Consider the following 18491-nt stretch of genomic DNA (forward strand, 5'->3'; position numbering starts at 1 on the left):
TTATCAAGCTGCCTAATGAAATAACCGTGTCTAACTTTTAGGGGTCACTTCATTAGTACGGGATAAAGAATAAGACCTAATACGAACAATCCAATTCCTAAGAAGAACGTTTTTAAATCAGCAGTTCCCGTTTTGATAACCCAAATTGAGTATACAAATGCCAATGTAGTAATGATCCCGTCCTTTATTCGAGAACCAGGCATTATATCATACGTTTCTCCTGTAATAACCAGTTTGAATTGGTACAGAGTAGAAACAAGGTATGGAATTAAATAGGCTAATGTTGCTACGACGATAGCGAAACTATACGCTTCTGAAACAGTACCAGAAATCGTTGAAAACAAGAAAATTTGCGTCATTACATTTGTAATCAATAATGATTTTGAAGGACTACCTTTTTTATTTGTTTTCCCGAAAAACTTAGGGAAAAGTCCATTCTTTGCTGCCTGGTAAGGTACTTCTGAACTAACAACAATCCAGCCAACTGTAGATCCAAATAAAGATATAAGAGCGAGTAAAGCCATGATATATGCGCCTTTATTTCCAATTGCTAAATTTAATGCGTCTACTAATGGTTTTTGAGACTCTTTTAAAGCATCTTGCGGAAGAGCTCCCATTGTAAGTAAAGTAATTGACATGTAAATAAGAAGAGCGATAATTAATCCGAAAATTGTAGCTTTTTTTACATCTCGCTGTGATTTTGCACGATTAGAAAGCATAACTGCTGATTCAATACCGATAAATGCCCAGAGGGTTGCAATAGCAGCTGAATTGATTTGTCCACCTAACGAGATGGATTGTCCAGCTTCATTCATAAAGGTTTGACCGTCTCCGAAATTAGAGGCATTGAAAATGAATAATGTAATTACAATAAACATTGTAAATCCGATAATTTTTGCAATGGTAGCAAGTAGATTCATATTTCCAGCTCGATCAATATTTTGAGAAAGAATATATTGAATTCCCCACAGCATAAGGCTACATACGAGGAAAGTTAACCCTTTTCCGAGTTCTAGTGAAAATCCGTTTATTGAAAAAAGAATTTGCTTACTTTGTAAAACTGGAAAGAACGTTGATAAATATCCAGCAAAGGAAATAATAACAGATGCTGTTGCAGCCCAGTTAGCAGCCCAATATCCCCATGCCATACTATATCCTGCAACTTTACCAGCTTTTCTTGAAGGAAACATCGCTTGAGCATAGCTTTGTGGTCCAGCTTTTAATTCTGGTTTCCGAATCGCTAAATTTCCAAATACAAGTGCAATCATGAATACGCCAAGGCCTGTAATACTCCATGCGAGTGTAGAACCCATTGGACCTGATACTTGTGCTAAATTTGCTGGAAGCATAAATACGCCGCCGCCAACCATATTCCCGATAACAAATGCTGTTAAAACCCATAATCCCCATTTTTTCGTTTCCATTTTTGTTAACTCCTTTGTAGTAAGTTTTGCTTAAACATCATTTTTTACTAGCCTTTTTGACAATAAAAAAAGAGCCATGTAGATAAAAAATACCTACATGGCTCTTCGCCTGACGTAGGTACAACGGGAATAACCCTTGTACCTACGCGTAATTTTCCGCTAGGTTTCAAGGGTTAAGTATGATGATGATGTTTTTGTGCAAATGTAACTACAATTGTTGTATAAGTAAGCATAGTTCTTTGCTCCCTCTCTCCTCTGATTTTGAAGTTAGTATACTACATGTTTTTTTGAATGAAAAGAAAAATATAAAAATTTTTATAAAAATCCGTTTTAGAGATTAAAAATTCACCTGTATTTTTCCTATACTGGAAAATAAGTGAGAGATTGGCAGAAGAGTGTAGCATGGTATAATACATATAGAATTAGAAGGTGACAAGGGGCTAGTGTAGATGATGAGTAAGTATGAACAAATTTATACAGAAATCAGTAAGTCTATTGATAATAAGCAATTAAAAGAAGGATGCAAAATCCCATCAGAAACAGAATTAATGAAGCAGTATGAGGCAAGCCGAGGTACGGTAAGAAAAGCAGTAGATTTACTGCAAGAGCGTGGATATGTGCAAAAAATTCATGGAAAAGGTGTTTTTGTTTTAAAGCGAAAAAACATTGAGTTTAATTTCGGTGGTATTGTAAGCTTTCAAGAAGAAAATGAACGTTTAGGGCGTCATTGTATTACAGATGTCGTAGAAATGGAGAAAATCGAAGCGACGAAAGACGTAGCAAAGTTATTAAACGTGAAAGAAAAAACAGAAATTGACCATATTAAACGTGTACGAAATATTGATGGAGAAAAAGTAATTTTAGATATAAATCATTTTGTATCTGAGTTTATTCCAGGGTTAACGAAAGAAATTGCAACGGCGTCAATTTATAAATACATCGAGAAAGAATTAGGGCTACATATTAGCTATTCACAGAGGGTAATCGAAGTACAGCCATGTACAGAGGATGATCGAAAGTATTTAGATTTAAATGGAACAGACTATGTTGTCGTTGTGAAAAATTTTACACATTTGTATGATGGAAGTCAATTTGAATATACAGAATCACGCCACCGTTTAGATATTTTTCACTTTTCGGATGTGGCACGTAGGAAGTAAAGAGGTGGAACAAAATATTGTTTCATCTCTTTTTTTATAAAAAAAAACACGAACTCGTATATACGAGTGTTGACTAACTTATATATACGAGTTAATATGTAATTGTAAACGGTATCAAAAAAAGAAAAGAGGGACGGGAATATGGGGAAAGACTATCGTAAAACAGCAGAGGAAGTGTTGCAGTATATTGGTGGGAAAGACAATATTGAACAAGCAGCACATTGTGTGACGAGGCTCCGTATCGCTTTAAAAGATGAAAGTAAAATAGATAATGATAAATTACAGTCTGTTTCATTAGTGAAAGGAGCGTTTCATAACGCTGGTATATTTCAAGTTGTAATTGGTCCAGGGGATGTAGATCGTGTTTACGTTGAATTGATAACGCTTGCAGGTATGAAAGAATCGACTGTAGCTGACGTAAAAGACTCTGGAAATCAGAAGTTAAATCCAGCTCAAAAGTTTGTAAAAATATTTTCGGATGTATTTATGCCGATATTACCAGCGATCGTAACAGCTGGTTTACTAATGGGTATTAACAATCTATTAGGGGCAAAGGACTTATTTTTTGATGGGAAAAATTTATTAGATGTTTATCCGAACTTAGGCGGGCTTTGGGATTTAATTAATATGATGGCCAATACAGCATTCGTATTCTTACCGGCACTTGTAGGGTGGTCGGCAACGAAGCGTTTTGGTGGTAGTCCAATACTAGGGATTGTTATGGGATTAATGCTTGTGCACCCGGCCTTATTAAACGCTTGGGATTATGGAAAAGCAGCAACTGGTTTAGAGGGTCAAAAGATTGAGTACTTCAATATTTTAGGACTGTTCCAAATTGAGAAGGTAGGATATCAAGGACAAATTTTACCTGTTTTAGTAGCTGCATTTGTGTTAAGTAAAGTAGAAATCTTTTTAAAGAAACATGTACCAAATGCAATTCAATTATTAGTTGTACCAATTACAACAATCGTTGTGACAGGTGTGTTAGCATTAGGAATTATCGGTCCGGTTACACGTCATATCGGAGATTTATTAACAGTAGGATTAGTAGGTGTATATGAAACAGTACCAGTAGTTGGAGCAGTATTATTTGGAGCATTATATGCACCGCTCGTAATTACAGGTATGCATCATATGTTTATTGCAATTGATTTACAATTAATTGCACAACATGGTGGTACATTTATTTGGCCGATGATCGCTCTTTCTAACATTGCGCAAGGTAGTGCGGCACTTGCGATGTTCTGGATTTCTAAAAATCAAAATGATAAAAGTATGGCATCGACATCAGCCATTTCAGCATACTTCGGTATTACAGAACCAGCGATGTTTGGTGTGAATTTACGAAATAAGTTCCCGTTTTATGCAGCGATTATAGGGTCTGCTGTGGCAGCGATATTCATTACATTAAATGGTGTATTAGCACCTGCTATCGGAATTGGCGGATTGCCAGCATTTATTTCTATCATTCCGAAATCGATTCCAATTTTTATTGTAGGAATGATTATTGCAGTTGTAATCCCATTTACTTTAACATGGTTATTTGCAAAAAGAGTCAAACAGAAGTAGGAGGAAGTTAAACATGAAGGATTGGCATAAAAGTGTAGTCTATCAAATTTATCCGAAGAGCTTTAATAGTTATTACAATAGAGAAACCGGTGATATAAAAGGGGTTACAGAGAAACTAGATTATTTAAAAGAACTCGGAGTGGATTATATATGGTTAACACCGATATACCAATCACCACAAAATGATAATGGATATGATGTAAGTGATTACTACAGCATTGATCCATCTTACGGAACGATGGAAGAGTTTGAAGAACTTTTAGCAAAAGCGAAAGTACGTAACATTGAGATTATGCTTGATATTGTTGTAAATCATAGTTCGACTGAACATAAGTGGTTTAAAGAAGCGAAGGAAGATAAAAATAGTCCATATCGTAATTACTATATTTGGCGTGATGAAAAAAATAATTGGCAGTCTAAGTTTGGTGGATCTGCTTGGAAATATGATGAGAAGACGGAGCAATATTATTTACATTTATTTGATGAAACACAAGCTGATTTAAATTGGGAAAATGAAAAACTTCGTGAAGAAGTATATGATATGATGCGTTTTTGGCTGGATAAAGGAGTAACAGGATTCCGATTAGATGTCATTAACTTAATTTCAAAAGACCAATGCTTCTTAAACGATGAAGGTAGTACTGCGACAAGTGATGGGCGCAAGTATTATACAGATGGTCCGCGTGTTCATGAATATTTACAAGAGATGAACCGAAATGTTTTTGAAGGAAAAGATGTAATTACAGTTGGAGAAATGTCATCTACGACAATTGATAATTGTATTAAATATTCTAATCCTGAGCGCAATGAACTAAGCATGACGTTTAGTTTCCATCATTTAAAAGTAGATTATCCGAATGGTGATAAGTGGACGAAAGCAGAGTTTGATTTTATTAAATTAAAAGAGATTATGTCTAACTGGCAAATTGAAATGCAAAAGGGCGAAGGATGGAATGCTTTATTTTGGTGTAATCATGACCAGCCTCGCATCGTGTCACGCTTTGGTGATGATGGAAAGTACCGAAACGAATCTGCAAAAATGTTAGCGACAGCCATGCACATGCTGCAAGGAACGCCTTATATTTATCAAGGGGAAGAAATCGGTATGACGAATCCTAAATTTGAGTCCATCGAGCAATATCGTGATGTGGAATCGTTAAATATATACGATATAAAGCTAAAAGAAGGGCTATCAAAAGAAGAGATTATAGGGATTTTAAAGCAGAAATCTCGTGATAACTCTCGCACTCCAATGCAGTGGAATGAAGAGATGAACAGCGGTTTTACAACAAGCACACCTTGGATTTCGGTCGCTGAAAACTTTAAAGAAATAAACGTAGAGAAGGCATTAGAAGATAATGAGTCTGTATTTTATCATTATCAAAAACTAATTGAACTAAGAAAAACATATGATGTTATTACAGAAGGAGAGTATGCTATTTTAGATGGAAATCATCCTAAGATTTGGGCATATACACGTACTGTAGAGAATGAAGTACTACTTGTTATAAATAACTTTTATGGAGAAGACATCACATATTCCGTACCAGTTCATGTTCAAGTAGATGGTATGAAACAAGAAGTAGTAGTATCAAATTATAAAGATTCAAGTGTGGACATTAATAATTTAAATTTAAGACCATATGAATCAATTGTATATCGATATACGAAATAAAAGGTTGTATGCCGAGGAGGCATACAACCTTTTATTTTAAGACACCACTATACAAAATATTTACTTCTACTTCAGGCTTAAATTTTACTTTTGCATAATCTTTATTCCAATTTTTTTTCTTCCATAAATCAGGATGATAAGCGATAAGGTGTCTGCCGATACCGAAAGCATCACAGTTTGCTTTTTGTAGCTTTTTTGTTATCTTTTTAGCTTCTTTCGTAAGTTGTTTAGACAATTCTTTATTTAGTTTTTTTCTTGCACTCATTTTATAAAGATTATCTCTTGGAGCCTCAAGTGCTATAACTTTTAATTGAAGCTTAATGTGAGCATAAACATTTCCTTTTTTATCTGTTGTTATTTTTAAGTCTCGTTTTAACTTTCGATTACTTACTTCAATTGTAAGATAGTCAGATGTACTAGATGAATCGTTATTTGTAAGTTTTTGGGTTATGCGAGCGCTTTTCCCCATTTTATCAGTTAGTAATACGAAGAGTACCGATTGGCGTAAAGGTAAAAGTCCAGTTAATTTATCTTTGTTAAATAGAGCTATCCCATTGGTTACAACTTCTTTTCCTTTTAGCTTTATAGATGGGAGGGTGAAATCTTTTCCGGGATCTAACATTTTTGTAGCGGCCGTTTCTAAAGTTTCATCTGGAAATATACTCATGTCTTCTAAGCTCTGTACTTTTTTCTTTAAAAAGTCTCCAATTAATAAATTTCCTACCTTCTTTTGGGCAAGTATTTTATCCGTTTCCCCATCTACTGATATAAGTTTTACTAATGCGGTTGGATTTGTTGGATCTCTAAATCCAACGTCTAAATAAGGGAGTATGCCTTTCTTTTGGATTTTTGTTCCTAATAGTTCTACTCCATATTTGAAATAACGAATATTACCAGTAACGTTTTTTCTTAAAGAATCACTTGTATCACGTATGTTATAGCCAGTTGCTGAATGTACTTCATTTTTAAATGAAGATTGATCCCCACTCGAACTCTTTACGAGTTCAATGGTTTGCTGCAGTTTATTTTCTTCTGTAATATCAAAGCCAATACTATAAGCTAATCTCGCATCTCTTAAAGGTTCTTGATCCCAACAACCAGAAAGAAGTGAGCTAGCGCACAATATGCTACATAATTTAATTGTTTTTTTGTGCATATGGAGCTCCTTTCTTATTTCTGAATAAGGAATAGAGAAGAAATAAAAAAGGTAGAATTACTATAAAAATATAGGTGAATTTATCAGTAAATGTAGCAAGTACTTTAAGCTCCTCAGGTGTATCTATAAATAAGGCTACACTAAAAGCAATAATACCAACGATTGGAACAGCTTTTTTATGATTAGCAAGATTGAATATATGTCCAATTCCTATTGAAGCAGCACAGTAATAACTAGCGATGGAGGCTACAACAGTTATCATCCAAATTGGAATGAAAATTAGGTCTGTTCGGTCTATAATCCCAATATGGAGAGAGCGTAATAAGTAAGCAACTGGTTCTGGAATAAGCTCAACTTGTTTTGGACTAAATACAATAAAGCAAATCCAAACGGTAAAAGTGTAAAAAAGAGTTACAAATCCATTAGCGATAGAAATGGCCTTTAGCCGTGCAACAGGATTCCCATTTACTTTTGGAAAAGCGATCAGAATAATTTCAAAACCATACATAGCTGTAATGGTTTCCTTTGAAGCTTGAATAATATTCCACCATCCGGCTTCTGTAATTGGAAAAATATAAGAAAAATCAGCTCGTGAAAAACCTAGTGCAATTAAAAGAGCCATGGGCAAAATGAGAATAGAAGCCATGACATAAAATCTTACAATTACTTTAAATGTATTATAGGCTACATAGCAGCAAGCTATTGTAAATAGTATGAGAATTGCAGACCAAGGGGTTGCTTGCAAAACCCATACTTTAATGACATTACAAGCATTTAACATAACGGTCATACCGATAAGTGTAAAATAAAGAACATATGAAAATCCTAATAGTTTTCCGAATTTATTCCCAAACATTATAGAAGAAATTTCATACATAGTTGCATCAGGAAATCTTCTTAACAAAAACCACATAAGTAAAATAATAAGTTGTATTGCAAGACCAGCGATGAGAGCAGAAATCCATCCGCCACCTTTCGCTATTGGGTGAAGACGGTTTGGTAAAGAAAGTATACCAACTCCGATTTGGCACTGAATAACGAAAAAGGTAAATTGAACAAGTGAAATTTTACTTTGCGTGTTTGTCACCATTCTCATCCTCTCTCGTTACATGCTGTCGTTGCATTTTTTTCGGCTTTGGATCATGAGGCCGTTCCCAAAACGACCAAATTGGAAGTCTTACAAAAGAATCTTTCATATCTTTGATCCGCATAGGTGCAAGAGGAGAAAGATATGGTGTATGAAACGAATGAAGCTGACATAAGTGAACGAAAGTTATAATTAGACCGAATGATATTCCTACATATCCAAATATGGCAGCAAGAATCATTAATGGAAAACGAAGAATACGAACTGCTGAACTCATATCGTTTGATGGAACGAGAAAAGATGCAATTGCAGTTAAAGCTACAACGATAATCATCGTATAAGAAACGAGTCCAGCTTTTACAATCGCATCACCAATTACTAAACCGCCTACAATACCGATTGTTTGTCCAACTCGGCTTGGCAAGCGAATACCAGCTTCCCGTAATAATTCGAAAATCAATTCCATTAAGAGAGCCTCAAAAATGGGAGGGAGAGGTACTTTTTCTAATGAAGCTTTAATTGTATAAACGAGCTCGAGTGGCAACACATCAGGATGAAAAGCGACGGTTGCGATATATATAGCTGGTAAGAGAAAGGCAATCAAGAAGCTCACTAGGCGAATCATTCGGACGAAAGAACCAACAATCCAGCGGTTATTATAGTCATCTGGTGATTGATAGAAAGCGAATAACGTAACAGGAACGATAAGAGCTGTTGGATCTCCATCGGATAAAATAGCAACTCGGCCTTCCATTAAATTAGCGACAGTTCTATCTGGCCGCTCTGTATTTAATTGTTGTGGAAATGGCGAGAAAGAATTATCTTCTATAAATTCTTGTATATAACCTGGTGCCATAAGGGAATCGGTTTTAATAGTTTCTAGCCTTCTTTTTACTTCGGTAACGAGATCATCATTAGCTATATTTTGAATATAAGCAATAGCTACTTTCGTGTGCATTTCTTCACCGAGTGTAAAATATTTAACAACTACATTTGGACTCTTAATGAGTTTACGAATAGAAGCTAAATTCGTTGCTAAATCTTCTACAAAACCAGTATGCGGTCCACGTACAATACCTTCATTATCAGGCTCTGTTATATCTCTTTTTAAAGATAGAGCTGTTTCAAAAATACAAAAGCTTTCGACTTGCTCATGGAAATATAATGATTTACCTTGTAATAAAAGCTGCACACCATAATTTAAATTCGTTTCTTTTGTCATATTCAATGTAGAAAAAGCTTTATCTAAAGCTAAGTCTGACCGTGTCAATAAAGGCTCAAGGGCTAACTGATGAATTAGATTTGGATCTGCTAAAGATTCGATATATAAGATTGTTCCTTTTCCGTTTTGAAAAGGGAGATCTAATTTTTTTATATCATCAGAATGAGAAAGTTTATTTTCAATGTAATTAATGTTCTCCGGAAGTGATGGAAACATATGCTTTTGTTTTTTACTCTTTTGTTGTTCTTTTTTCTCTGTCATAATTTCCACCTCTTTTAAAGTGCAATTGTTTCTGTTAATTTTTGTCGTTTGTGAGAAATTTATGCTTGAATTATTTTTAAAAAAAGAGGATTGAAAGTTACGTTACATTGTCTTTTGTGCACTATTCAATTTCATAGCAGTACTTCTCACATTTGTGTCGAATTAAGAAGATATATAGGAGGGATACATATGGAAATAGCTGTAGAACGTGTTTTTACAAAGGAAATTTTAGCAAGAGCGGCAAGAGAATTTCATGTAACAGTGGAAGAAAAGCCACTTGGAGATTTTGAAAATTATATTTTTAAGGCGAAGGGTGATAATGATGAAGATTACGTATTACGTTTAACGCATTCTTCTCATCGCTCTAAACAAGAGGTAGAGGCGGAACTAGATTTTTTACGATATGTTGCGGAGAATGGGGCAAAGGTAGCAGGACCTCTTTATTCAACGTCTCAGAATCTTGTAGAAGAAATTGTAGCAGAGGATGGAACGTTCTTTTTCGCGTCTTTATTTACATATGCAAAAGGCGAGCAAGTAAAAGGAGAGGAATCGCCTTATTGGGGAAATACTTACTTTGAAGCGTGGGGAAAAGCGATTGGACAACTGCATCGCCTTACAATGGATTATCCTAAAACAGATTACCGTGATACGTGGGAAGAGGACGAGAGTAGCATTGTTAATGAATTAGAAGATGAGAAAGTGAAAGAGATTGCTGCTGTATTAATGGAGGAAATAAAGACTCTTCCAATTGGCAGAGAAACGTTCGGTCTTATGCATGGCGATATTCATCCAGGTAATTTCCATTATGATGGAAAAGAGCTAACAATCTTTGATTTTGATGATGCTGCCTATAATTACTTCATTCATGATTTGGCAATGGTTCTTTATTACTCGGTCCTTTTTGCACCGTGGACAGTGGAGGAGAAGACGACATTCGCTCGTAAACAGTTACAAGTGTTAAGAAAAGGATACGAATATGAGCACAGGCTGGCGGATAGTTGGTATGAATCGTTACCACTATTTTTACGCTTACGTGATATAGGTTTATATGGAACGCTTCAAAAGAAGTTTAAAGGGAAAGATATGCCTGATAATTTCTTGAAATTATCGGAAGAGCTATACGGAAGAATTATCAAAAAAGAAGCAATTGTGAATATATAATACATTTAGTTCAAAACAAAGTATATAAAACAAATATATACTTTGTTTTTTTATACAAAAATATGTTTACTTTATTAAAATAATATTGTCCTAGATTCGGTATACACTTATAATTTTATATATATTCTGAATATTCTTTATAAAAAGAGGAGGGGGAATGTTGGAAGCTATCGTAAGTTGGATCAATAATATTGTTTGGAGTCCAGCACTTGTTTATTTATGTTTAGGAGCAGGTTTATATTTTTCCATTCGAACGAGGTTTTTACAAGTAAGGCATGTAGGAGAAATGGTGAAGCTTACATTTCAAGGAGAAAAATCGGATGCTGGTGTTTCTTCGTTCCAGGCGTTAGCACTTTCTTTATCAGGGCGCGTTGGAACAGGAAATATTGCGGGTGTTGCAACGGCTGTTGCATTTGGTGGTCCAGGAGCTGTCTTTTGGATGTGGGCGGTCGCGTTTCTAGGAGCAGGTTCTGCTTATGTAGAATCGACACTTGCACAAATATATAAGACGAAGCATCAAGGGCAATTCCGTGGTGGTCCAGCTTATTACATTGAAAAAGGGTTAGGGGTTAAATGGTATGCATTAGTATTCGTTGCAGCAACAATTCTTGCAACGGGGATGCTGTTACCGGGTGTTCAGGCAAATAGTATTGCTGTAAGTTTGGAAACAGCTTTCGGTATTAATACTTCTGTATCCGGAGCGGTATTAGTAGCGGCATTAGCGCTTATTATTTTTGGTGGAGTTAAGCGAATTGTTAACGTAGCGCAAGTTGTAGTGCCATTTATGGCGCTTGGTTATATTTTAGTAGCTTGCGTCATTGTTGCTATGAATATTGAAAAATTACCAGATGCTTTCATGTTAATTTTAAAAAGTGCATTTGCATTAGAAGCAGCTTTTGGTGGAATTATTGGTTTAGCAATCTCTTGGGGAGTAAAACGTGGTATTTATTCCAATGAAGCAGGGCAAGGAACTGGGGCCCATGCGGCGGCAGCTGCTGAAGTATCACATCCAGCTAAACAAGGGTTAGTACAAGCATTTTCCGTTTACATTGATACATTATTTGTTTGTTCAGCAACAGCATTTATGATGATTATTACAGGCATGTATAACGTATTTGATGCAAGCGGAAAAAACTTTATCGTTAATAAATTAAATGGTGCGCAGCCGGGTCCTGGTTATACACAGGCAGCAGTAGAATCTGTTTTCCCTGGATTTGGAAACGGTTTCGTTGCAATTTCTTTACTATTCTTCGCGTTTACAACAATTATGGCGTATTACTACATTGCAGAAACGAATATTGCATACTTAAATCGTGATAAAGACCGTCCTTGGATGTCCATCGTACTAAAATTTGTATTCTTAGGAGTCGTATTCTATGGTTGTGTAAAAACAGCTGCAACAGCATGGGCTTTAGGTGACATTGGTGTAGGGATTATGGCATGGGTTAACATTATCGCGATTTTACTACTACAAAAACCAGCATTGATCGCATTAAAAGATTATGAAAAGCAGAAAAAAGAAGGGAAAGATCCAGTATTTGATCCGCAGGAATTAGGAATTAAAAATGCTGATTTTTGGGAGCATGAATACGGGAAAGATAAGAAAGAAGAAGTATCTTAATAGAATAGAAATGAAAAAAGCAAAGGGGAAACCCTTTGCTTTTTTTATGGACAAATTGAAGCTGAAAGTTATTTTTGGGACTATTTTTGAATATAAAAAGAATGTACATGCGTTGTTAGGGGAAGGGGGAGTATGTTGATAGAATTTCGTAATGTAAATAAATATTATGGTAACTTTCAAGTTTTGAAAAATATTAATGTGCAAGTGAAAAAAGGCGAAGTGGTAGTAGTTGTCGGGCCTTCAGGATCAGGAAAAAGTACATTGCTTCGATGTATAAATCAATTAGAGGCAATTACAGATGGAGAATTAATTGTACAAAATACAGAGGTACACAATAAAAAAACGGACATGAATGAATTGCGGCGAAATATTGGGATGGTCTTTCAACATTTTTATTTATATCCACATAAAACAGTTCTGCAAAATATTACACTAGCACCGATTAAAGTAAATAAAGTTTCCAAAGAAGAAGCAGAGAAAAACAGCAATGTTTTATTTAGAGAAAGTAGGAATCCCGGAGAAGGCTAATGTATATCCGCATCAATTATCCGGAGGACAACAGCAAAGGGTAGCAATTGCTAGAGGACTTGCGATGCAACCGGAAATTATGCTGTTCGATGAGCCTACGTCTGCTCTTGATCCGGAGATGATCGGGGAAGTACTTGATGTTATGAAAACGCTAGCTAAAGAAGGGATGACAATGGTCGTTGTCACGCATGAAATGGGATTTGCAAGAGAAGTAGCAGATCGAATTTTATTTATGGATGATGGCCAAATCATTGAGGATACAACACCGGCGCAATTTTTTGCAAATCCTGAACAAGAAAGAGCTCGTTTATTTTTAAGTCGGGTGTTAAATCATTAGAGGAGGAATTTCATGCTTAAAATGAAAAAGTTATTTACTTTAATCGTATTTTCATGTTTATTCGTGCTTGTTGTTGCTGGATGCGGAAGTAAGAAAGATGAGGCAAAGGAAACAAATACGAAGCAAGGCGGGGCTGTTGAGCAAATTAAGAAACGAGGGAAATTAGTAGTTGGGGTGAAGAATGATACGAATTTATTTGGATTGAAAAATCCTTCAACAGGGCAGGTAGAAGGATTCGATGTTGATATCGCGAAGGCACTTGCGAAAAAGATTCTTGGAGATGAAAAGAAGCTAGAGTTGAAAGAAGTAACGTCTAAAACACGTATTCCAATGCTGAAAAATGGTGATATTGATGCAATTATTGCGACAATGACAATTACGGAAGAACGCAAAAAAGAAGTGGATTTTTCAGATGTATATTTTAAAGCAGGACAATCGTTACTTGTGAAAAAAGGAAGCAATATTAAGAGCGTCGATGATATAAAACAAGGCGTTAAAGTATTAGCTGTAAAAGGATCAACATCTACAAATAACATTCGTCAAAAGTCACCAGAAGCGACTGTATTAGAATTTGAAAATTATAGTGAGGCATTTACAGCGTTAAAGGCAGGTAAAGGTGATGTGTTAACGACAGATAATGCGATTCTTTATGGAATGGCAAAACAAGATGCTAATTATGAAGTAGTAGGAAAAATTTTCACAGATGAACCGTACGGAATTGCAGTGCAAAAAGGTGCAGACGATTTAACGAAAGAGATTAATAACTTACTAAAAGATATGAAGGCGAGCGGGGAATACGATAAATTGTATGAAAAATGGATCGGTCAAAAACAAGAGAAGTAAAGTGAAACTTTATTTTTCTTGATAAATAGTAAGAGTGAGAGGATGAGAGTACTCATCCTCTTCTTGTAAAGAAAGAGGGGAGAATATGTGCCTGATTTTTCTATATTAACGAATAACATTGATATGTATTTAGAAGGGTTTAAATATACAGTTATGTCTAGTGTAATTGCATTAATAGGCAGTTTTATTTTAGGCGTAATTTTGGCAGTAATGCGTATTGCACCTATTCGTATTTTAAATTGGATGGGATCCGCTTTTGTAGAGTTTGTAAGAAATATTCCACTCGTATTAATTGCATTTATATTCTATTTCGCTTTACCTGTAATAGGAATTACGTTAAATGGTTTTGTAGCAGGAACAGTTACGCTTACGATATATACTGCAGCATTTATTGCAGAAGTAATTCGCGCTGGTATTTTATCAGTTGCGAAAGGGCAAATGGAAGCTGCGCGTTCCTCAGGATTAACGTATGTGCAAGGAATGTATTATGTTGTCTTACCTCAAGCTATGAAAATTGTAATCCCCCCTTTAGGAAATCAATTTCTCAATTTAGTTAAAAACTCCTCAATACTCGGAATTATTGCTGGTACTGATTTAATGTATCAAGGAGATTTAATTTCCACGAAGACGTTTGTTACGTTTGATGTTTATATATTTGTCGGGATGTTTTATTTAATATTAACAATTCCGCTCAGTATGCTAGTGCGTTATTTAGAAAAACGCTTAGCAAAGGAGGCGGTGTAAATGGATTTTAAGGGAGCAATTACAGGAGATCATATTCTGTTTTTATTAAAAGGATTACTCATAACACTAGAGGTAGCGTTCGTAGCAATTGTACTTAGCTTTATTATTGGTAGTGTAATAGGGATATTGCGCTACATGAAAATACCAGTCGTCTCACAAATATTAGGAATTATCGTTGAAGTGATTCGAAATTTACCGCTTCTTTTAATTATATTTTTTACGTATTTTGCACTTCCAGAAGCAGGCTTGAAATTAGAAATTATAACAGCTGCAATTGTTGCTTTAACAATATTTGAAGCAGCAATGATATCTGAAATTGTTCGAAGTGGTCTATTATCGATTGAAAAAGGGCAGGTTGAGGCTGCAAGATCTTCAGGATTAACGTATGTTCAAGCACTTTGGTATATTATTTTGCCGCAAGCATTAAGGAGAATGGTTCCGCCACTTGTTAGTCAATTTATTTCATTGCTGAAGGATACGTCGCTAGCGGTTGTTATATCACTACCTGAACTTATGCATAATGCTCAAATTAGTAGCGGACAAAATGTGAATTACATGATCCCGACGTTTATAGTAGTAGCTTGTATGTATTTTATCGTAAATTATAGTTTATCAATTTTATCCAGAAGATTAGAACTCCGTTAACCCTTACAATATATGTGAGGGTTTTTTCCTTGTTTATCCTTATTTTCCTCTAAATAGAATCTAAATCTTGCAATAATTAGATTTTTTATATTATTTTATCAGAAAAGTTTTAATTTTATATAGAAAATGTAATCGCTTTCGTGTATATTTTTATTATCAGAAAATTTTAACAAGACATAGGGGTATGGTAGGGGGAGGATTTAGATGCAGCAACCAACGAATGAGAAATTACATCGTACGATGAAGAGTAGACATTTATTTATGATCGCACTTGGTGGTGTAATCGGAACTGGTTTTTTCTTAGGTTCAGGTTACACTATTAATCAGGCTGGACCAGGGGGAGCCATCCTTTCATATTTAGTAGGCGGATTTATTATGTATTTAACAATGCTTTGTCTTGGAGAGTTAACAGTAGCAATGCCAGTTTCGGGATCTTTCCAAAAGTATGCAACGAAGTTTATTGGACCAGGAACGGGCTTTATGATTGGCTGGTTATACTGGCTCGGCTGGGCAGTAACAGTGGGTCTAGAATTAACGTCAATAGGTTTAATGATGAAAAGATGGTTTCCAAATGTTGATGTTTGGGTATGGTGCCTTGTATTCGGCGTTATTCTATATGCGTCAAATGCTATCTCAGCGAAAAGCTACGCTGAATTAGAATTTTGGTTTTCTAGTATTAAAGTAATTACAATCCTTGCATTTGTTGTTCTTGGTGGTAGTGCATTATTAGGATTTATATCATATGACGGAAAAGAAGCAGCACCTCTTTTCTCTAACTTTGTAAGCGATGGTGGACTTTTCCCAAATGGACTAGCTGCCGTATTACTTACAATGATTACAGTTAACTTCTCGTTCCAAGGAACAGAGTTAATCGGAATTGCAGCGGGAGAAAGTGAAAATCCAGAAAAAACAATTCCACGTGCGATCCGTAATACAGTATGGCGTATTATGTTATTCTTCATTTTAACAATGACAATTTTAGTAGGATTAATTTCTTGGAAGGAAGCAGGCGTAATTGAAAGTCCATTCGTAGTTGTATTTGATAAAATCGGTATTCCATATGCAGCTGATATTATGAACTTTGTTATTATTACTGCGTTATTATCTGTAGCGAACTCTGGATTATATGCAGCGACACGTATATTATGGTCACTTGCAAATGAAGGAATGGCACCAACTTCTTTCAAGAAAGTAAATAAACGTGGTATTCCAATTACAGCGCTAGTCGTAACGATTGCGGTAGCTGGATTATCCCTATTCACAAGTTTCCTTGCAGAAGATACAGTATACATGTACTTATTATCGATAGCTGGTTTATCGGCTGTTTCAAGTTGGATCATTATTGCTCTATCGCAACTTCGCTTTAGAAGTCAGTATATAAAAGGCGGAGGAAAGTTAGAGGACTTAAAGTATAGAACACCACTATATCCGATTGTTCCAATTTTAGCTTTAATTACAAATAGCATCGTTGTTATTAGTTTAGCGTTTATTCCTGAACAAAGAATGGCGTTATACTGCGGTATTCCATTTATCATTTTCTGCTATATATATTATTATTATATGAGTAAGAAACAGCAGAAACCGATGAAAGTGGAGATGGACAAAACAAATGAAACTAACAATCAAACACGATGATATAAAGGCAGATTTATCGTACGCTCAATTAGCGATTGGAAAAGAAAACGGGTATTCACCGTTACAATTACTCGTTTCTTCTATCGCAGGATGTAGTGCAATTGTCTTTCGAACAATTTTAGAAAAGAAACGTATTACATACGATACGTTTACGATCGAAACTGAAATTGGTAGAAGTGAAGCTTTATCCAAACCAGTTGAAAGTGTTCATTTGCACTATAAAATTAAAGCGGAAAACATTACAGAAGAGCAGTTGGACAAAGCATTGCAGCTTGCAGTGAAAAATTGCACGATTGTTCAATCTGTAAAAGATAGTATAAAAGTTACGGAAACAATTGAACTAATAAAGTGAAACATAAAAGCGTGAGAGTATAGCTCTCACGTTTTTATGTTTTTAACAGAGGAGGAAGTATTATGAAATGTTTAGGTTGTAAATTAGCAAACGAAGAGGAAAAAATATATAAAGTATATGAAGATGATTATGTAACTTGCTTTTTAGATCATGCGCCTTTCTACCCAGGACATACTTTAATTGTGCCAAAGCAGCATGTTGTAGAAGTAGACGAATTAGATGACGTTGTAGCAAAATCAATTATGGATGCTTCTAAGCTGATTTCAAAAGCGATTAAGGCATTATATAAACCAGATGGAATTACAGTTTGTCAAAATGGTGGAGTATTTAACGAGTTAACACATTACCATATGCATGTCGTACCAAGATATAAAGAGCGTTCGTTTGCTGAGTTTTATACGGTGCAATCGGAGGAAAAGAAGAATCATAACTTTGAAGAGACAAAGAATTTGTTAAAAGAAGCGATAGAGCAAATACTGCATATTGAAAAGGTGTAAAAGAATTTTTCTTAGAGATACAGTCAGGAAAATTCTAATATTAAAAAGCCCAATTTCTCAGTTACAATAGAGAAATTGGGCTTTTGCTTATTCTATTATTAAATTTTATATATAAAAAGATTTTGCAGTGTCACAAAGTTACAGTGCTCATTCGTTATATAGAGTGAGAGGAGGAATTATATGAAAGTTACAAACAAAGATTATGAAAAGATGGAAGAGCTATATGAGTTGTATGAACAAAAAATTTATTATGTAGCTTATTCTATTTTAAATAATATTCAACAGGCTGAAGATGCGGTTCAAGAGACGTTTATTACTCTTTATAAGAACTTGGAAAAGCTCCATAGCTTGGCTACTCAAGAGCTTAAACGCTATATTTTGAGGACCGCGAAAAACAAGGCGATTGATAGTTACCGGAAAAATAAACGACATGAAACATTTTTAGAAGAATATGAAAGAGAATCAATAGAAGCAGTAGATGAAAATATTGAAGAGTGGGAAAAACGTAAAATGTCTGAGGTTGGGTGTTTTTGCCCATCCCCCCGAAAAGGGGGAATAAGAAAAAAGCAAGCTT

At 35.2% G+C, this 18491-nt stretch carries 17 protein-coding genes and 1 pseudogene; 14 read left to right on the forward strand and 4 right to left on the reverse strand.

Annotated elements, in window-relative coordinates; all coding sequences use genetic code 11:
* Window positions 1-44: 44 nt before the first annotated feature.
* Window positions 45-1424 carry an amino acid permease gene (locus tag ACODS7_RS26770; protein ID WP_243169099.1) on the reverse strand — a complete coding sequence of 460 codons (1380 nt, stop codon included), beginning with the start codon at window positions 1422-1424 and terminating at the stop codon, window positions 45-47.
* Between the two features lie 449 nt (window positions 1425-1873).
* On the opposite strand from ACODS7_RS26770, the gene treR reads away from it, so the two are divergent.
* From treR to treC, 3 genes are all read left to right on the forward strand, one after another.
* A complete protein-coding gene (gene treR / locus ACODS7_RS26775; RefSeq protein ID WP_016083550.1) occupies window positions 1874-2584 on the forward strand; it encodes a trehalose operon repressor in 711 nt (236 codons plus the stop codon).
* Window positions 2585-2725: 141 nt separating this feature from the next.
* Window positions 2726-4153: a PTS system trehalose-specific EIIBC component gene (gene treP / locus ACODS7_RS26780; RefSeq protein ID WP_098629113.1), complete on the forward strand. Its 1428-nt coding sequence runs from the start codon at window positions 2726-2728 to the stop codon at window positions 4151-4153.
* Between the two features lie 13 nt (window positions 4154-4166).
* Window positions 4167-5828 (forward strand): alpha,alpha-phosphotrehalase, encoded by a 1662-nt coding sequence (gene treC / locus ACODS7_RS26785; RefSeq protein ID WP_098629114.1) that lies wholly within the window; start codon window positions 4167-4169, stop codon window positions 5826-5828.
* A 31-nt stretch (window positions 5829-5859) separates the two neighbouring features.
* Here the strand turns inward: treC and ACODS7_RS26790 are convergent, their stop codons facing one another.
* Genes ACODS7_RS26790 through gerKA form a run of 3 tightly spaced genes read right to left on the reverse strand, consistent with a single transcriptional unit; the run spans window position 5860 to window position 9554 of the window.
* Window positions 5860-6984: a Ger(x)C family spore germination protein gene (locus ACODS7_RS26790; protein WP_098629115.1), complete on the reverse strand. Its 1125-nt coding sequence runs from the start codon at window positions 6982-6984 to the stop codon at window positions 5860-5862.
* Window positions 6965-8071, reverse strand: a complete 1107-nt coding sequence (locus tag ACODS7_RS26795) for a GerAB/ArcD/ProY family transporter (protein WP_029441556.1) — start codon at window positions 8069-8071, stop codon at window positions 6965-6967. Before ACODS7_RS26795 ends, ACODS7_RS26790 begins: the two co-directional genes overlap by 20 nt.
* Complete coding sequence (gene gerKA / locus ACODS7_RS26800) at window positions 8052-9554, reverse strand: spore germination protein GerKA (RefSeq protein WP_029441557.1); 1503 nt, start codon at window positions 9552-9554, stop codon at window positions 8052-8054. The genes ACODS7_RS26795 and gerKA overlap by 20 nt, the downstream gene beginning before the upstream one ends.
* A 189-nt stretch (window positions 9555-9743) precedes the next feature.
* On the opposite strand from gerKA, the gene ACODS7_RS26805 reads away from it, so the two are divergent.
* From ACODS7_RS26805 to ACODS7_RS26855, 11 genes and pseudogenes are all read left to right on the forward strand, one after another.
* Window positions 9744-10715 (forward strand): phosphotransferase enzyme family protein, encoded by a 972-nt coding sequence (locus ACODS7_RS26805; protein ID WP_016083544.1) that lies wholly within the window; start codon window positions 9744-9746, stop codon window positions 10713-10715.
* Between the two features lie 160 nt (window positions 10716-10875).
* The gene (locus ACODS7_RS26810; RefSeq protein ID WP_000387486.1) at window positions 10876-12336 is read left to right on the forward strand and encodes an alanine/glycine:cation symporter family protein; all 1461 of its coding nucleotides are present in this window, start codon (window positions 10876-10878) and stop codon (window positions 12334-12336) included.
* Window positions 12337-12346: 10 nt separating this feature from the next.
* Complete coding sequence (locus ACODS7_RS26815; RefSeq protein ID WP_080990869.1) at window positions 12347-12475, forward strand: amino acid ABC transporter ATP-binding protein; 129 nt, start codon at window positions 12347-12349, stop codon at window positions 12473-12475.
* Window positions 12472-13201, forward strand: a pseudogene (locus tag ACODS7_RS26820) (amino acid ABC transporter ATP-binding protein). The gene ACODS7_RS26815 and the pseudogene ACODS7_RS26820 overlap by 4 nt, the downstream one beginning before the upstream one ends.
* A gap of 12 nt (window positions 13202-13213) precedes the next feature.
* Window positions 13214-14044 carry a glutamine ABC transporter substrate-binding protein GlnH gene (gene glnH, locus ACODS7_RS26825; RefSeq protein ID WP_048564166.1) on the forward strand — a complete coding sequence of 277 codons (831 nt, stop codon included), beginning with the start codon at window positions 13214-13216 and terminating at the stop codon, window positions 14042-14044.
* Between the two features lie 87 nt (window positions 14045-14131).
* A complete protein-coding gene (locus ACODS7_RS26830; protein WP_016083541.1) occupies window positions 14132-14788 on the forward strand; it encodes an amino acid ABC transporter permease in 657 nt (218 codons plus the stop codon).
* Window positions 14789-15433 (forward strand): amino acid ABC transporter permease, encoded by a 645-nt coding sequence (locus ACODS7_RS26835; RefSeq protein WP_243169100.1) that lies wholly within the window; start codon window positions 14789-14791, stop codon window positions 15431-15433.
* Between the two features lie 204 nt (window positions 15434-15637).
* On the forward strand, window positions 15638-17068 hold the full coding sequence (locus tag ACODS7_RS26840; RefSeq protein ID WP_001187093.1) for an amino acid permease: 1431 nt from the start codon (window positions 15638-15640) through the stop codon (window positions 17066-17068).
* Window positions 17043-17420, forward strand: a complete 378-nt coding sequence (locus ACODS7_RS26845; RefSeq protein WP_000778853.1) for an OsmC family protein — start codon at window positions 17043-17045, stop codon at window positions 17418-17420. Before ACODS7_RS26840 ends, ACODS7_RS26845 begins: the two co-directional genes overlap by 26 nt.
* Window positions 17421-17482: 62 nt before the next feature.
* On the forward strand, window positions 17483-17917 hold the full coding sequence (locus tag ACODS7_RS26850; RefSeq protein ID WP_098629117.1) for an HIT family protein: 435 nt from the start codon (window positions 17483-17485) through the stop codon (window positions 17915-17917).
* 180 nt (window positions 17918-18097) lie between these two features.
* The coding region (locus ACODS7_RS26855; RefSeq protein ID WP_488827997.1) for an RNA polymerase sigma factor at window positions 18098-18491 on the forward strand (394 nt) is incomplete at its 3' end.

It is taken from the genome of Bacillus sp. FG16, assembly GCF_057809515.1.

Excerpts from the sequence above, each read along its gene's own strand:
- treR (WP_016083550.1), top strand. The coding sequence starts at position 1,874 with ATGATGAGTAAGTATGAACAAATTTATACAGAAATCAGTAAGTCTATT.
- ACODS7_RS26835 (WP_243169100.1), top strand. The coding sequence starts at position 14,789 with ATGGATTTTAAGGGAGCAATTACAGGAGATCATATTCTGTTTTTATTA.
- treC (WP_098629114.1), top strand. The coding sequence starts at position 4,167 with ATGAAGGATTGGCATAAAAGTGTAGTCTATCAAATTTATCCGAAGAGC.
- ACODS7_RS26850 (WP_098629117.1), top strand. The coding sequence starts at position 17,483 with ATGAAATGTTTAGGTTGTAAATTAGCAAACGAAGAGGAAAAAATATAT.
- ACODS7_RS26790 (WP_098629115.1), bottom strand. The coding sequence starts at position 6,984 with ATGCACAAAAAAACAATTAAATTATGTAGCATATTGTGCGCTAGCTCA.
- treP (WP_098629113.1), top strand. The coding sequence starts at position 2,726 with ATGGGGAAAGACTATCGTAAAACAGCAGAGGAAGTGTTGCAGTATATT.
- ACODS7_RS26840 (WP_001187093.1), top strand. The coding sequence starts at position 15,638 with ATGCAGCAACCAACGAATGAGAAATTACATCGTACGATGAAGAGTAGA.
- ACODS7_RS26815 (WP_080990869.1), top strand. The coding sequence starts at position 12,347 with ATGAAAAAAGCAAAGGGGAAACCCTTTGCTTTTTTTATGGACAAATTG.
- gerKA (WP_029441557.1), bottom strand. The coding sequence starts at position 9,554 with ATGACAGAGAAAAAAGAACAACAAAAGAGTAAAAAACAAAAGCATATG.
- ACODS7_RS26805 (WP_016083544.1), top strand. The coding sequence starts at position 9,744 with ATGGAAATAGCTGTAGAACGTGTTTTTACAAAGGAAATTTTAGCAAGA.
- ACODS7_RS26845 (WP_000778853.1), top strand. The coding sequence starts at position 17,043 with ATGAAACTAACAATCAAACACGATGATATAAAGGCAGATTTATCGTAC.
- ACODS7_RS26770 (WP_243169099.1), bottom strand. The coding sequence starts at position 1,424 with ATGGAAACGAAAAAATGGGGATTATGGGTTTTAACAGCATTTGTTATC.
- glnH (WP_048564166.1), top strand. The coding sequence starts at position 13,214 with ATGCTTAAAATGAAAAAGTTATTTACTTTAATCGTATTTTCATGTTTA.